We start from the raw sequence: 14,787 nt of genomic DNA, 5'->3' as shown, positions 1-14,787 counted from the left end.
AAAGCGGTGTGTCAGCCAACATTAATGTCACTGACAGATTGCCTTCGCGAGCAAGCCCGCTCCCACACTTGATCCGGTTCCTATCAGGTCAGGCCGCGTCGCTGAAATCGTACTGCAATTCGTTGTCCACCGCGCTGATCCGCACGCCGGCCAAGGCCTTGCCTTCGAGCATGCGGGTCAGGAACTCGCGGCTCATGTCCGGCAGCAGGCTGTTGGTCAGGATGGTGTCGATCATACGCCCGCCGCTTTCGGTTTCGGTGCAACGCGAGACGATCAAATCGATCACCGCGTCGTCGTAGTCGAAGGCCACTTTGTGGGTGCTCTCCACGCGCTTCTTGATGCGGTTGAGTTGCAGGCGGGTGATGGCCTTGAGCATCTCGTCGCTGAGCGGGTAGTACGGGATCGTCACCAGGCGGCCGAGCAGGGCCGGCGGGAAAATTTCCAGCAGCGGCTGGCGCAGGGCCTTGGCGATTTCTTCCGGCTCGGGCACGTTCTGCGGATCTTTGCAGACGTCGGCGATCAGCTCGGTGCCAGCGTTGGTGGTCAGCAGGATCAAGGTGTTCTTGAAGTCAATCACCCGGCCTTCGCCGTCCTCCATCACGCCTTTGTCGAACACCTGGAAGAAAATTTCATGCACGTCGGGGTGGGCTTTTTCCACTTCGTCCAGCAGCACCACGCTGTACGGTTTGCGCCGCACGGCTTCGGTCAGCACGCCGCCTTCGCCGTAGCCGATGTAGCCCGGTGGCGCGCCCTTGAGGGTGGACACGGTGTGGGCTTCCTGGAACTCGCTCATGTTGATGGTGATGACGTTCTGCTCGCCGCCGTACATGGCTTCGGCCAGGGCCAGGGCGGTTTCGGTCTTGCCCACGCCGGAGGTGCCGGCGAGCATGAACACGCCAATCGGCTTGCTCGGGTTGTCGAGGCCAGCGCGGGAGGTCTGGATGCGCTTGGCGATCATCTGCAAGGCATGGTCCTGGCCGATGATGCGTTTTTTCAGGTGCTGGTCGAGATTGAGCACGGTTTCCAGTTCGTTGCGGGCCATGCGGCCCACCGGGATACCGGTCCAGTCGGCGACCACCGAGGCTACGGCCTGGTAATCCACGGTGGGCAGGATCAGCGGGGTTTCGCCTTGCAGGGCGGTCAGGCGCTGTTGCAAGTCCACCAGTTTCTCGCGCAAGTCGTGGCTGGCTTCGCTGCCGTCCTCGCTGTCCACCACGCCGACGCGCTCGCGCAGGGTGGCGCGGGTGGCGAGCAGCTCGTCCACCAGGGTTTTCTCTTCCGCCCAGCGGCTCTCCAGCTCGGCCAGACGCTCGCGTTCGGCGCTCAGCAGGCTTTCGGTCTGGGTCTGGCGAGTGCCGATGACCACGCCAATCGCGTGCTCACGGGCGATGATTTGCAGCTCGGTTTCCAGCGCTTCGATGCGCCGACGGCTGTCGTCCACTTCGGCCGGCACGGCGTGCAGGCTGATGGCGACGCGGGCGCAGGCGGTGTCCAGCAGGCTCACAGACTTGTCCGGCAACTGGCGTGCGGGAATGTAGCGATGGGACAGCTTGACCGAGGCTTCCAGGGCTTCGTCGAGGATCTGCACCTGGTGGTGTTTTTCCATGGTCGAAGCCACGCCGCGCATCATCAGCAGGGCTTTGTCTTCCGACGGTTCGGCCACTTGCACCACTTGGAAACGGCGGGTCAGGGCCGGGTCTTTTTCGATGTGCTTCTTGTACTCGGCCCAGGTCGTGGCCGCCACGGTGCGCAAGGTGCCGCGGGCCAGGGCCGGCTTGAGCAGGTTGGCCGCGTCGCCCGTGCCGGCGGCGCCACCGGCACCCACCAGGGTGTGGGCTTCGTCGATGAACAGGATGATCGGCTTGGGCGAGGCCTGGACGTCTTCGATGACCTGGCGCAGGCGCTGTTCGAATTCACCTTTCATGCTCGCGCCGGCCTGCAACAGGCCCACGTCGAGGCTGCGCAGTTCCACGTCCTTGAGGGCTGGCGGTACGTCGCCGGCGACGATGCGCAGGGCAAAGCCTTCGACCACGGCGGTCTTGCCCACACCGGCTTCGCCGGTGAGGATCGGGTTGTTCTGCCGGCGGCGCATGAGGATGTCCACCAGTTGGCGGATCTCTTCGTCGCGGCCGACGATGGGGTCGAGCTTGCCGCTGCGGGCCTGCTCGGTGAGGTCGACGGTGAAGCGCTTGAGAGCTTCCTGCTTGCCCATGGCGCTGGGGGCCATGGCGCCGCTGGCTTCGCCCGGCACGGCACCGGCATTGAAGCCGTCGCTGGCGGTCAGGGCGTTTTCCGGCGAGTCGCCGACGTATTCGTCAAAGCGCTCGCTCAGGGCTTCAACCTTGACCTTGTCGAACTCCGACGACAGCCCCAGCAGGGCGTGGCGCAGGCTCGGCGTCTTGAGGATGCCCAGCACCAGGTAACCGGTGCGCACCTGGCTTTCGCCGAACATCAGGCTGCCGTAGACCCAGCCGCGTTCCACGGCTTCTTCGACGTGGGAGGACAGGTCGGTGATGGAAGTCGAACCCCGTGGCAGACGGTCGAGGGCTTCGGTGAGGTCACGGGCCAGGCGCGCCGGCTCGATGTTGAACTGGCGGATGATGCGATGCAGGTCCGAGTCCTGCAGTTGCAGCAACTGGTGAAACCAGTGGGCCAGTTCCACATAAGGGTTACCGCGCAACTTGCAGAACACGGTGGCGGCTTCGATGGCTTTGTAGGCCACGCTGTTGAGTTTGCCGAACAACGCGGCGCGACTGATTTCACCCATGCTCATGGCTCCTTGAGGTCTGTGAGGTGTTGGCCTGTTCGGCGTAATGCCGGGCCAGTATTAAATCTTTGGCATCTGTTTCGGGACGACCCAGCCAGGTATTGAACCCCAGGCGGAAACGACCGTTGAGTTGCAGTGCCGGGACTTCGGGTTGCTCCAGGACCAGGTTCAGGTCCCAGTCCAGCTCATGGCCCAGGTATTCGGCGACCCAGGCCACCAGCTCGTTGAACGGTTGGCTGCCGGGCAGCATGCTCATGTAGTCGACGAGCTTGAGTGGCCCCAGGCGAATGCGGAATTTGTGCTGGCGATCCCACACGAAGCGGCCCAGGCAGAAGTCCACGCCCAGTCGGGCGTTGACACCGACGCGGCTGCGTTCGGGCAGTTCCAGCCATTGGCCGACGTATTCTTCGATCTCCACCGGCAGGCCGAAGTACTCGCTGAGAATCGCCTTCAAACCGTCCGGGTAGCGGGTCTGTGCCGACAGGTGGCCGCTGTAGTGCAGCTTCGCCGTGTCGGGGATCAGCCCCTGGTTGAGCAGACTCGGCATGCCCCGGCCGCTGAGGGCCGCCAGGCGCGCCGACCAATAGTCATCGTTCGGGCGGTCATGGCTGACGGTCGGCCGCGCTTCGGCCCAGGCCCGGTAGAACAGGCTGAGCAGGCGGTGGTGAAACACATCGAGGAAGCGCTTGCTGGTGCTGTCGGCGTTGTTGCGCTGGCGTTCGCGTACGTATTCGGTGATGTGCAGCGGCATCGGGCCGTTGGGGCCGCCGAGGCCGAAGAAGAATTGCTCCAGGCGGGCCGGCGTACCGTCACCGCCCGGTTGCACCGAGGCGAGGGTGGCCGGGGCGAAGGTGCAGTCGGCCTGTTGCCCGAGGCGCAACGGATCATCGGCCAGACGCAGGGAATGGCCCAGGCGCGGCAGCTCGGGGGATTCGCACTCGATGCGCCGCAACGCCTGGAAGAAGTCGTATTCCCAGGGCTCCTGGTGCATCGCCTCCAGGGTACTCACAGGGTCGGACGACGTCCGGGCTTGGCTTTCCATCGCATGATCTCGCCGCGTTCGGTGGTACGGATCACCGTCTCGGTAAAACTGTTGATCGACACGTAGCGTGCCAGGAAGCGCTCGAACACCGCACCGAGCAGGAACACCCCGGTGCCGCGAAACGCGTTTTCATCGAATTCCAGGGTGATCTCCAGGCCCCGACCGAACACGATCGGGCCGGGCATCGGCAAGCGCCGGGTGCAGGCCTTGCTGCTGACTTCCCGCAGGCCTTCGATCTGCAATTGCAGCGCCGCGTCGTTGCTGTCGCCGTACAGGCGCAGCAGTTCCCGCAGGGCGGCGGCGCCTTGGCCTTGTTCGCTCAACGACAAGTAGTTCAGCGACAACTGGCTGATCAGCCGCCAGGCCTTGGCATCGTGGGCATGACTGGCCCGTGGGCGACTGGGACCTGCCACGCAACGCACGGCGCCAACCGGCGCACTGTCGGCCAGGGTGAAGTCGGTCTTGCCGTTGCCCACGCCCATGAACAGCGGCAGGTCGCGGTTGGTGCACAACGCCGTCACGCCCAGCTGGCGCAGGTCGTGGCGGTAGGGCGCTTGCTGGCTGTCCACCAGGCTGACGAAGGTTTCGCTGCCAATGTAGGTCGAGCGCGGGCCGTTGCGCCGTTGGTCGCTGGACAGCACGCGCGGTTCGCGGCGCACGGTGTAGTAGGCCAGGTCGCGGCCATAGCGGGACGGATCGCGCACGGCGTAGAACGGCAAGAACGGCTGCTCCGGCCCGGTGCCGTGGCCGGTGAGGCCGCTGAGCGAATGCACTTCGAAATCCATCGGCCGGGTACGGTCGGCGATCACGTGGTGTTCGTTGACCCGTTCCGACAAGTGAATGCGATCCAGGCGCTTGGGGAACAGGTTGATGGCCGGGGTGCAGAACGGCAGGAACTGCGAAGCGCCGACGCTGCCTTCCAGGCTTGGGTCGTGACGGTCGAACAGCACGATCAACTCCAGTTCCTGGCCGTCGCAGCGTTTGACCGCGCGGCTCAACTGGGTGAAGTCCACAAACAGGAAGCGGTGGGGCAGGGCGAAGTATTCCTGCAACAGGCGATAGCCCTGGAAGGCCCGGGACACCACCGGCAGCGCGGCGTCGGCATCGTCGAAGCCGCGCGAGCGCAACGCATCCTGGGGCAGCCGCTCCACCCAGTCGCCGCCGGGCTTGCGGGCGAACACCGCGCAGGCATTGCCCAGCAGTTGTTCGTAGAGGCGGAAGGGCTGTTCGTCGGCGCCGCTCAAGTACAGCGGCAGGTTGTCCAGGGCCAGGCTGTTGAACGGCAGTTCGGCGCCGGTGCGCAGTGTGAGGCGCAGCCCGGCCTTGGCCTTGGGCTCGCTGGCGGCCAGGCGCCCGAGCACCACCGACGGGTTGCCGAAGTACTCAGCCTGGCTGACCTGCAACGGCCACAACGTCACCGCGTGGGCGGTGCGGTACTCGCAGCAGGTCTGGGTTTCGCGACCCAGGGCGGCGCGCAGGACGGTATCGCGGGGCAGCGGGAAACCACTGCTCAGCGAGCCTTCGTCCGGGTCGGCCTGCATTTGCACCACGGTCATCGACGGTGTCGGCGCCAGGTAATGGGGGTAGGCGATTTCCAGCAGGTTGTGGGTGAAGGTCGGGTACTCGGCGTCGAGCTTGAGCTGCACCCGCGCCGTCAGGTAGGCGAAGCCTTCCAGCAGGCGCTCGACATACGGGTCGGCGCAGTCCATGCCGGACAGCGTCAGCCGACTGGCTATCTTCGGGTATTCCTTGGCGAACTCCGCTGCGCTTTCGCGCACGTGGTGCAGTTCCTGGTTGTACAGCTCCAGCAGGCGCGGGTTCATGAGCGTCTCCGCTGGTCGGCGTTGACCACGCGCACATGGCCGGTTTCCAGGTCCAGGTCGGTCTGCAGCATCAGGCGCAGGGGCACCGGCTGGGCCCAGAGGTCGCCCTCGATTTCGAAGCTCAAGGCGTTGTGGTTCATCTCGGCGGTCGCCCGGGCGCGCACCCGCAGGGTGTGGCGCAGGATGCGCGGTTCGAAGGTGGCAATGGCCTGGTGGATCAAGGTTTCCAGGGCCGAGACATCGACGTTCGACGCGCTGTTGCCGGCCAGCGCCGGCAGGCCGAAATTCACCACCGAGGTGCCCGCGGGGGTGTGCAGCGTGGCATCGGCGTCGAGCAATGAGGTGGTGTTGAGCAGCCACGCCAGGTCACGCAGCACCGAGGCTTTCAATTGGGTCAGGGACAGCACGCGTTTGTCGGCGCTTTCCTTGGGGTTGGTCGGATCGTCGTCGGTCAACCGGTCCAATAGGGAGGGCTGGAGGCGATCGCGGGTGGCGATTTCGGTTACCACGTGAATGGCGCTACGTACATTTTCTGGTCCCAGTGGCTAGGCCCGCAGGCGGCGAACTGACTGACGTCCGCGACTTCCATTGTTCCCTTTATCTGGCGCACCGCCTGGAGTTTGGTTAGGCAGTCGCGGCTGGGCGCGGGCATGTGTTCGCTGCGTTCAACGGCGAAGATCGGAACCTGGTTGAAGATCTCCACTCGCAATTGCTTGTCCGGACCCAAGCTGAACTGGCAAGGCCATTCCATATCGAGCGGCAGCCGGCTCTGGTCAGGTTTGACAAGCGTGCAGCGACCTTGATCGTTGGTCAGGCTCACCGGCTGCCCGACGAACATCGCCTGGGTCGGCGCCGCTGTGGCGGCCGTGTCCTGTCCGGCGCATGCACTCAGGCTGACGAGGCTTGCTGTCAGCGCTGAAAAGAACAAGGGACTGCGCATCACACAAGCTCCCAGAACCAAATGGCTTTTGAACGCGAGAACAGGTCGCCGCTTTTGGTCAAACCACGATTCCACAGGTCGATATGGTCCCCGGTAGGGCGGCCGGCAGTGTCGCTACTTTGCTGGTAGCAGTCTTTGAAAAAAATGATTCCAGTCTTGCCCAGCAGCGCCGTGCGGTCTGTCACGCTGTTGGTATAGATTTTCGGCGGACCGAGGCGGTTCTTCTTCCATAACCAATTTGCCAATGACTCCGCGCCGCGGGCATGCCCATGAGCGCACCGAGGATCCAGCGTATAAGTCGATGAATTGACCGGCAGGGTCTTTTCCCCGCACAAGGCGATGCTCATCCGGATGGCACACTGGTTGATGTAAGGACCATCGCAGGCCGGATTGGCGGACGGGTAGGGCGGGTAGCTGTTCCACAGATTGATAAACGAAGGCTTGGCCATGACTCAGATACCACGTGGGAAAGAATTGGATTCGAGCAAGCACCAAATACCCCCGGCGCGTGGCACCGGGGGTATTTTCGATTACACCTTGACGTTCTGACGGATGTTCCAGCCGAACTTGACCGGGCCGCCTTCCTTGGTGCCGTCGGCTTTCTGTGGCTGGTAGTCCACCATCACCTTGGCGAAGTTCAGGGTGACGTTTTCGGTCAGGCGATCATCGCCGCCCGAACCGCCAGTGCTCAGGGACGTGACCAGCACTTCTTCCAGGTTGATGATCATGTACTCGACCTGGCTTTCACCGCCGGCCTTGCGCACGGTCAGCTTGACCTTGTCGATGTGCTTGCCGCTGGCGCAGTGCATCATCAGGTTCGGCGAAGCCTTGTCGACGAACTTGGTCAGCGACAGGTCCTGGACGTTGACCTTGCCGGCACCACCGCCGCTGCCCACGTGCATGTTGCCGGACTGGGACATGCCCCAGCTCCAGTTCAGGACGTCGATCTCGTCCTTGTGGGCCTTGTCCATGGACTCGCCCTTGATGTCGCCGATCTTGATGAAAATATCAACAGCCATGTTTTCTCCCTGTGTGGTTTCTAACCACATTGTTTGGTTGACGCTGACCTTGCGAAATTACGGGGGCTGAACGGGGGGAAGACGATCTCCAGCCTGCTGGAGATCCTCTGTGGGAGCGAGCTTGCTCGCGATGGCGGCGTCCCATCCGACATCAATGCAAGCTGATCCACCGCTATCGCGAGCAAGCTCGCTCCCACAGGGTTACCGGCCACCCGTTTCAGTAAATCCTTACGCGCCCTTGGCCGAAGGCAGTTTCGATACCAGGCGCAGCGACACGGTCAGTCCTTCGAGCTGGTAGTGCGGGCGCAGGTAGAACTTGGAGTTGTAGTACCCCGGGTTGCCTTCGACTTCTTCGACGATCACTTCGGCGGCAGCCAGTGGGTGCTGGGCCTTGGTGGTCTCGGTGGAGTGCGCCGGGTCACCGTCGACGTAGTTGAGGATCCAGTCCTGCAACCAGCGCTGCATCTCGTCCTTCTCTTTGAAGGAACCGATCTTGTCGCGCACGATGCACTTCAGGTAATGGGCGAAACGGCAGGTGGCGAACAGGTACGGCAGGCGCGCGGCCAAGTTGGCGTTGGCGGTGGCGTCCGGGTCGTCGTATTCGGCCGGTTTCTGCAACGACTGGGCGCCGATGAACGCGGCGAAGTCGGTGTTTTTCTTGTGCAGCAGCGGCATGAAACCGTTCTTCGCCAGTTCCGCTTCACGGCGGTCCGAGATGGCGATTTCGGTCGGGCACTTCATGTCCACGCCACCGTCGTCGGTCGGGAACGTGTGGGCTGGCAGGTTTTCCACTTCGCCGCCAGATTCAACGCCACGGATGCGCGAGCACCAGCCGAAGTGTTTGAACGAACGGTTGATGTTCACCGCCATCGCGTAGGCGGCGTTGGCCCAGGTGTACTTGGAGCTGTCGGCGCCGTCGGTGTTTTCTTCGAAGGCGAAGGCTTCCACCGGGTCGGTCTTGGCGCCGTAAGGCAGGCGCGCCAGGAAACGCGGCATGGTCAGGCCGATGTAGCGCGAGTCTTCCGATTCACGCAGCGAGCGCCAGCCGGCGTATTCCGGGGTGGTGAAGATCTTGGTCAGGTCGCGTGGGTTCGACAGTTCCTGCCACGAGCCCATGCCCATCACGGTCGGCGATGCCGCGGCGATGAACGGGGAGTGCATGGCCGCGCAGACTTTCGACAGCTCGCCCAGCAGCTCGACATCCGGTGGCGACTGGTCGAAGTAGTAGTCGCCCACCAGGCAGCCGTAAGGCTCGCCGCCGAACTGGCCGTATTCTTCTTCGTACATCTTCTTGAAGATCGGGCTCTGGTCCCACGCGGTGCCCTTGAATTTCTTCAGGGTCTTGTGCAGGTCGGTCTTGGAGATGTTGAGCACGCGGATCTTGAGCTGCTCATCGGTCTCGGTGTTGTTGACCAGGTAGTGCAGGCCACGCCAGGCACTTTCCAGTTGCTGGAAGTCGGGGTGGTGGATGACCTGGTTGACCTGGGCGGTGAGCTTGGCGTCGATGGCGGCGATGATCGATTCGATCGACTTGATGGCGTCGTTGGACACCAGGTCGGTCTGCGCCAGGGCCTGCTCGGCCAAGGTGCGCACGGCCGTTTCAACGGCTTCGCGGGCGCGCTCGGTCTTGGGTTTGAATTCTTGCAGCAGCAGGGACGCGAACTCGCTGGTTTCTTGGGTTGCGCCCAGGTTCTGTGCGCCTTCGCGGGCTGTATTGTCAGTCATGATCATTGGTCCTGTGCTGGCTTCGGCGCGCTCGCCAGGGCCTGCAACAGCGCTGGGTCCTTGATCGCCTTCATGATGATTTCTTCGGCGCCGGTCTTGCCGTCCATGTAGGTCAGCAGGTTGGCCAACTGGGTGCGCGCTTCGAGCAGCTTGTTCAGCGAGTCGACCTTGCGGGCAACGGCCGCCGGGCTGAAGTCGTCCATGCTTTCGAACGTCAGGTCCAGGCTCAGGTTGCCTTCGCCGGTCAGTTCGTTAGGCACATGGAACGCCACGCGCGGCTGCATGGCCTTGAGGCGCGAGTCGAAGTTGTCGACGTCGATCTCGAGGAACTTGCGGTCGGCCACCGGGGCCAGAGGCTCGGCGGGCTTGCCGGCGAGGTCGGCCATGACGCCCATGACGAAGGGCAACTGGACCTTTTTCTCGGCGCCGTAGAGCTCGACGTCGTACTCGATCTGCACTCGAGGCGCGCGGTTGCGCGCGATGAATTTCTGAGAACTTTGCTTCGCCACGTTGCTGCTCCTGGTCGCTTGAGCGACGGTGTTGGCGTCATCGGGGGTGCCGGTGACGTGACTGCGTGATCCGCTCGCTTTTTATTCGCTGTCTGGGCCGCGCAGGTTTTCAAATTGACTCATGCCGTCGGGAATCAGGTTGCGCACAATGGCCGCGAAATCGGCGTGCACCAGATGCTTGGCCCGGTTCAACAGCACCGGCAGCGGGCTGGAGGGCTCATGACGGGTGTAGTAAGCGAGAATCCGGTCCAGGCTGCGCAGCACGTCGTCGCGGTTGTTGATGTCGCCGCTGACGGTGCTGGTATTACGCAGTGAGCTTGTGACATTTGCATGCTCACTGGGCGCTGGGCTGTTTTCGCCGACGGGATCGGCCTGGGCGCTGTCGCCACTCTGCGGGGCGAACTGGCCGAGAATCTGCAGGGCCATCTTCAAAGGCTGCTTCAACGGGCCGAGGTCCACGCCTTGGGCGGAACCGACCTGGTCGCTGACCTGTTGCTCGATGGCTTCGGCGGCGCTGCGGGCTTCGAGCAGGGCGGCGCGGGTGATTTCCAGTTGCTCGGGATCGCTGTCGAGCAGGGCCCCGGCGAGCTGTTCGGCACCGAGGTTTTCATCCGGGAAACTTTGCAGGCCACTGGCGTTGGCGGCGGCGCGCAGGCTGACGGCACCGAAGGTCCGCGAACGGGCCAGGATGCTTTCGCGCAGCAGGCGGAGGGTGAGATCGGACGTCAGGCCGGCGAGGGCATTGATGCGCACGGTGGGGTCGTTGTCGTCATCGGCGTCCAAGCGCGGATGCAGTTCGGCCCAGTATTGCTTGAGCAATTCGCTGATCAGCGTCAGCACACGGGCCATGCCCGGCAGGCCTTCGAGGGCCAGGGAGCTTTGCATCAGGAAATGGGTAATGCGCAGGTCTTTGCTGCGCTGCAGCAAGTCCAGGCTCTGCTGCTGGATGCTGCGCCATTCAGGGGGTTCGGCAGGCAGGATCGAATCGCCCATGCTGCGTTCGGGTTGGCCCCGGGAGTCGCGTTCCAGGCGCAGGAAATCCGCGTCATATTCCAGATCTTCACCACACGGCGAAGTCGCGGAAACGGCGGCGAGCAGCAAAGGCACATCCACTTGGATCGATCTCCCTATCACCCGCTTGATAGAAGTCGGGCAGTTCACACGCAAGTTTCGGATGAAACTTCACATGTTCCTTGACGGTAATGGCCCTTTAGATTCGTGATGATCTTAAAGTGCCATCATGTATATTCAAGAAGTTGTGCATTTTTGGTGTAGTACTTATCGCTTGTCAAGGTAAGCTATTTCGCCTGTGTATGCCCTATGTAACAGTTGTGATGCGCTTAACAGCCCGCCCGACCTACTGGTCGAAGCGGCAACTGACGTGGGGTTTTTGTCACGCAAGCCGGTTATGATCAGCAATCATGCTGGCAAAAAGCCGTTGTTGCGGTTGTTGGCAGGTTGCCGGCGGGTCGCCAGGGTGTGAACCCTCAACCACCCGCCCGCGCGTGAAGTATTCAGCAAGGAGGCAAGATGCCGCTGTGTTTGACTATCACTAGTTATCACAAAATTACCCCAGGCCAGTGTTCTGAAAAGTCCATGGATCAGGGGGTGATGGCAATTGGCCGTAATTCCGATAATGACTGGGTATTACCGGACCCGGAGCGTCTGGTTTCCGGTAAACATTGCGTTATCCAATACAAAGACGGGCGTTATTATTTGACCGATAACAGCACTAATGGTGTGGAATTGGTCAAGGCCGGCGTTCGCTTGCGCAAGGGCAATAGCGAGCCCCTGCAAGACGGCGAAGTGATCCGCATTGGTGACTATGAAATCCAGGCCCGCGTCGATTTCAACCTGCCGGTCACCGATAGCAACCCGTTCGCCGAATCGCCCAGCAGTTTCGAGGCCTTGATGGGGCAGCAGAGCGCCGCCGCGCCTGTGCCGTCGCCGATCCAGGTGGCCTCGCCTGCGCATTTCCAGGGCGTGTCGGCCATGGACACCCTGCCGGACCTGTTCGACTTCTTGGCCCCGAGCAGTGTCCCGCCGGCCACCCAGCCTGACCATGTCCCGGCCGAGCAACACAATTTCCGCCCGCCGACGCCAATTGCCCGGCCGAGCCCGCCACCCGTGGTCGAGCCGGTTGTACCGGCGTCTGCCTCGGTGATTCCGGACGACTGGGACCCGTTCAGCGACAAGCCTGCACCGGTGGCGGTTGCCCCGCTGCCCGTGGCCCCGCCGCCGGTGCCGCTGCCGCCGGTGGTTGAGCCGATCGCGACACCTGTTTCGCAGCCTCCGCTTGTCGACATCTTTGCTGAAATCAGTGCACCGCCGCCGGCGCCCGTGCGTGAAGCACCGGTGACCCGCGTCGAGACCCCGGTCGCACCTCCAGTCGCTCCAGTTCCCCCGGCCGCCTCAGTTGCTCCGGCCGCGCAGGCCGAGGCCGCCCAACCCGACTTGCTGCAAGCCTTCCTGCGCGGTGCCGGGCTGGACCAGTTGCGCCTGGACAAGGCCCAGGCCGAAGCACAGATGGAAAGCATCGGGCGCAGTTATCGGTTGATGGTCGAAGGCCTGATTGATGTGCTGCGTGCCCGCAGCAGCCTCAAGGGTGAGTTCCGCATCCAGCAGACGATGATCCAGCCGGTGGAAAACAACCCGCTGAAGTTCGCCCCCAATGTCGATGAAGCCTTGCTGCTGCTGTTGCGCCACGGCAACCAGGCGTTCATGGCCCCGGACGCGGCGGTGCGTGACAGTTTCGACGACTTGCGGGCCCACCAACTGGCGGTAATGGCCGGTGTGGAAGCGGCCATCAAGCATTTGCTGGGGCGCTTCGAGCCGGCACAACTGGAAGAACGCATGGCCAAGCCAGGCGGGCTTTCAGGTATTTTCAGCGGCTCGCGGCAGGCCCAGTACTGGCAGCAATTCACCGAGCTCTACAGCAACATTTCCCGGGAAGCCCAGGAGGATTTCCAGGACCTGTTCGGTCGCGAGTTCAGTCGCGCCTACGAAGAACACAGCACACGACAGCGACGCCGTTGAGCGGCGCCGTCCTATAACAATATTGATCAGCCAACAACGGATAGCTCAAACGTCATTGAGGACGCAGGATGATTCCCAGGTTTTTACTCGCAGTCGCCACCGCGCTTCTGCTGACGGCGTGCGCCAAGGATGCGGCCAACCCCCAGCCCGAAGAAGCTGAGGCCGACACCGCCGCCATCGAGTTGCATTTTCATGCCATTGCCGGCCTCAACCCCGGCGCCACCGGCCAGCCGGCCCCGGTCAGGGTGCGCATTTTCGAACTGAAAAATGCCGCGACCTTTGGCCGTTCCGATTATTTCGCCCTGGCCGAGCGGGCCCAGGCCACGCTGGGCGCCGACCTGATCGACCAGGACGAGGTGTTGATCCAGCCCGGCCAGCAACTGAGCCTGCAACGCGATCTCGACCCGGCCACGCGGCACATCGGAATACTGGTGGGCTATCGCGAACTGGACCAGTCGTTGTGGCGCACGGTGATGAATGTCCCGGCGCGCGAATACACCGAATACCAGATCAGCCTCGATGTGCGCGCCGTGCGCAGCGCCGTCGTCGTTCCCCCATCCAGCCCTGCCCAATAAGCAATCGGAGCCCCCATGTCCTGGAACAATCGCGTGGTCTGGTCGGAAGGCATGTTCATTGGAACGCAGCACTTCCAACAGCATGACCGTTACCTGGAAAACCTCATCGACGCACGCAGCCGCCCATTGTCGGCCGGCGCTTGGGGTTTTTCCGAATTGCTGATCGACCAGGGCCTGCTGGCCCAGGGCAAGCTGGCGATCATCTCGGCGCGGGGCCTGTTGCCGGACGGCACGCCCTTCAACATTCCCCAGGATGACCTGGCGCCGACGCCGCTGAACGTCGATGACAACCTGCGCGACGGCCTGGTGTACCTGGCCTTGCCGCTCAAGCGCGCTGGCGCCCGTGACACCGTGGACGAAGGCGAAGACCTCGGCGCCGCGCGTTATGTGAGCCAGGTGTGCGAAGTGCGCGACGACAACGCACCGTTCGAAAACCGCGCGCCGGTGGCCCTTGGCTCCCGGGCCCTGCGCTTGTTGACCGAACAGGATGGCATCGGTGACTACGCCGCCATCGGTGTGGTGCGCATCAAGGAAAAACGTGCCGACCGTGCCTTGGTGCTCGACGATACCTACATCCCGCCACTGCTGGATGTCATCGCCTCCAAACCGCTGGCGGCGTTTCGCAGCGAATTGCTGGGCCTGCTGCATCAACGCGGCGAAGCCTTGGCCGGGCGGGTGGTGGCGTCCGGTGCCGGTGGCGCCTCGGAGATTGCCGACTTCATGCTGCTGCAACTGGTCAACCGCGCCCAGCCGCTGATCCAGCACCTGAGCCAGTTGAGCCCGCTGCACCCCGAGCGTTTCTACAGCGAATTGGTGAGCCTGGCCGGGGAGTTCTCCACGTTCACCGCGTCTGGGCGACGACCGCAGCAATACCCGCCGTACCAGCACGATGACCTGGCGCTCAGCTACGCGCCGGTGATGCAGGCCTTGCGCGAAGCCCTGTCGATGCTGATCGACAGCAAGGCGACGCCGATTCCGATTGTCGAGAAAGCCTACGGCATCCACGTGGCGATGCTGGCCGACAAGACCCTGCTCGACAGCGCCAGCTTCATCCTGGTGGTGCGTGCCGATGTGCCGGCCGAAACCCTGCGCAGCCGCTTCGGCCAGCAAAGCAAGGTCGGCTCGGTGGAGCACATCCGCGACCTGGTCAACCTGCAACTGCCGGGCATCGGCCTGCTGCCGTTGCCAGTGGCGCCACGGCAACTGCCGTACCACGCCGGTTCCACCTACTACGAACTCGACCGGGGCAGCGACCACTGGCAGCAGTTGAGCAACTCCGGCGGCTTTGCGTTCCACATCGCCGGCCAGTTCCCAGGGCTGAACCTGGCTTTCTGGGCGATCCGAGGATAAA

At 63.2% G+C, this 14,787-nt stretch carries 13 protein-coding genes; 3 read left to right on the top strand and 10 right to left on the bottom strand.

Annotated elements, in window-relative coordinates; all coding sequences use genetic code 11:
* Positions 1 to 88 precede the first annotated feature (88 nt).
* The 10 genes from tssH to tssA all read right to left on the bottom strand — a co-directional run bounded on the left by tssH (position 89) and on the right by tssA (position 10,938).
* A complete protein-coding gene (gene tssH / locus BT125_RS13040) occupies positions 89 to 2,767 on the bottom strand; it encodes a type VI secretion system ATPase TssH (RefSeq protein ID WP_072348178.1) in 2,679 nt (892 codons plus the stop codon).
* Complete coding sequence (tssG, locus tag BT125_RS13035; RefSeq protein WP_072407504.1) at positions 2,760 to 3,809, bottom strand: type VI secretion system baseplate subunit TssG; 1,050 nt, start codon at positions 3,807 to 3,809, stop codon at positions 2,760 to 2,762. The genes tssH and tssG overlap by 8 nt, the downstream gene beginning before the upstream one ends.
* Entirely contained in the window at positions 3,773 to 5,632 is a 1,860-nt protein-coding gene (gene tssF, locus BT125_RS13030; protein WP_072407502.1) for a type VI secretion system baseplate subunit TssF, read from the bottom strand. Before tssF ends, tssG begins: the two co-directional genes overlap by 37 nt.
* Complete coding sequence (gene tssE / locus BT125_RS13025) at positions 5,629 to 6,141, bottom strand: type VI secretion system baseplate subunit TssE (protein WP_058542707.1); 513 nt, start codon at positions 6,139 to 6,141, stop codon at positions 5,629 to 5,631. The genes tssF and tssE overlap by 4 nt, the downstream gene beginning before the upstream one ends.
* A complete protein-coding gene (locus BT125_RS13020; protein ID WP_072407500.1) occupies positions 6,135 to 6,572 on the bottom strand; it encodes a hypothetical protein in 438 nt (145 codons plus the stop codon). The genes tssE and BT125_RS13020 overlap by 7 nt, the downstream gene beginning before the upstream one ends.
* Positions 6,572 to 7,021: a type VI secretion system amidase effector protein Tae4 gene (locus BT125_RS13015; protein ID WP_003177227.1), complete on the bottom strand. Its 450-nt coding sequence runs from the start codon at positions 7,019 to 7,021 to the stop codon at positions 6,572 to 6,574. The genes BT125_RS13020 and BT125_RS13015 overlap by 1 nt, the downstream gene beginning before the upstream one ends.
* Positions 7,022 to 7,102: 81 nt before the next feature.
* Positions 7,103 to 7,591: an Hcp family type VI secretion system effector gene (locus BT125_RS13010; protein WP_072407498.1), complete on the bottom strand. Its 489-nt coding sequence runs from the start codon at positions 7,589 to 7,591 to the stop codon at positions 7,103 to 7,105.
* 228 nt (positions 7,592 to 7,819) lie between these two features.
* Positions 7,820 to 9,316 (bottom strand): type VI secretion system contractile sheath large subunit, encoded by a 1,497-nt coding sequence (gene tssC / locus BT125_RS13005; RefSeq protein ID WP_072407496.1) that lies wholly within the window; start codon positions 9,314 to 9,316, stop codon positions 7,820 to 7,822.
* Between the two features lie 2 nt (positions 9,317 to 9,318).
* Positions 9,319 to 9,825 carry a type VI secretion system contractile sheath small subunit gene (gene tssB / locus BT125_RS13000; RefSeq protein ID WP_003177230.1) on the bottom strand — a complete coding sequence of 169 codons (507 nt, stop codon included), beginning with the start codon at positions 9,823 to 9,825 and terminating at the stop codon, positions 9,319 to 9,321.
* Positions 9,826 to 9,906: 81 nt separating this feature from the next.
* Positions 9,907 to 10,938 (bottom strand): type VI secretion system protein TssA, encoded by a 1,032-nt coding sequence (gene tssA / locus BT125_RS12995; protein WP_072407494.1) that lies wholly within the window; start codon positions 10,936 to 10,938, stop codon positions 9,907 to 9,909.
* A 417-nt stretch (positions 10,939 to 11,355) separates the two neighbouring features.
* On the opposite strand from tssA, the gene tagH reads away from it, so the two are divergent.
* The 3 genes from tagH (at position 11,356) to tssK (ending at position 14,786) form a co-directional block, all read left to right on the top strand.
* A complete protein-coding gene (gene tagH, locus BT125_RS12990) occupies positions 11,356 to 12,861 on the top strand; it encodes a type VI secretion system-associated FHA domain protein TagH (RefSeq protein WP_072407492.1) in 1,506 nt (501 codons plus the stop codon).
* A gap of 68 nt (positions 12,862 to 12,929) precedes the next feature.
* Complete coding sequence (tssJ, locus tag BT125_RS12985) at positions 12,930 to 13,436, top strand: type VI secretion system lipoprotein TssJ (RefSeq protein WP_060740022.1); 507 nt, start codon at positions 12,930 to 12,932, stop codon at positions 13,434 to 13,436.
* 15 nt (positions 13,437 to 13,451) lie between these two features.
* The gene (gene tssK, locus BT125_RS12980; protein ID WP_072407490.1) at positions 13,452 to 14,786 is read left to right on the top strand and encodes a type VI secretion system baseplate subunit TssK; all 1,335 of its coding nucleotides are present in this window, start codon (positions 13,452 to 13,454) and stop codon (positions 14,784 to 14,786) included.
* Position 14,787 lies beyond the last annotated feature (1 nt).

It is taken from the genome of Pseudomonas sp. NFACC04-2 (genome assembly GCF_900119265.1).
Classification (GTDB): Bacteria; Pseudomonadota; Gammaproteobacteria; order Pseudomonadales; family Pseudomonadaceae; genus Aquipseudomonas; species Aquipseudomonas fluorescens_AA.
The sequence above is the reverse complement of the archived record's forward strand: the minus strand, read 5'-3'. Positions and strand labels throughout refer to the sequence as shown.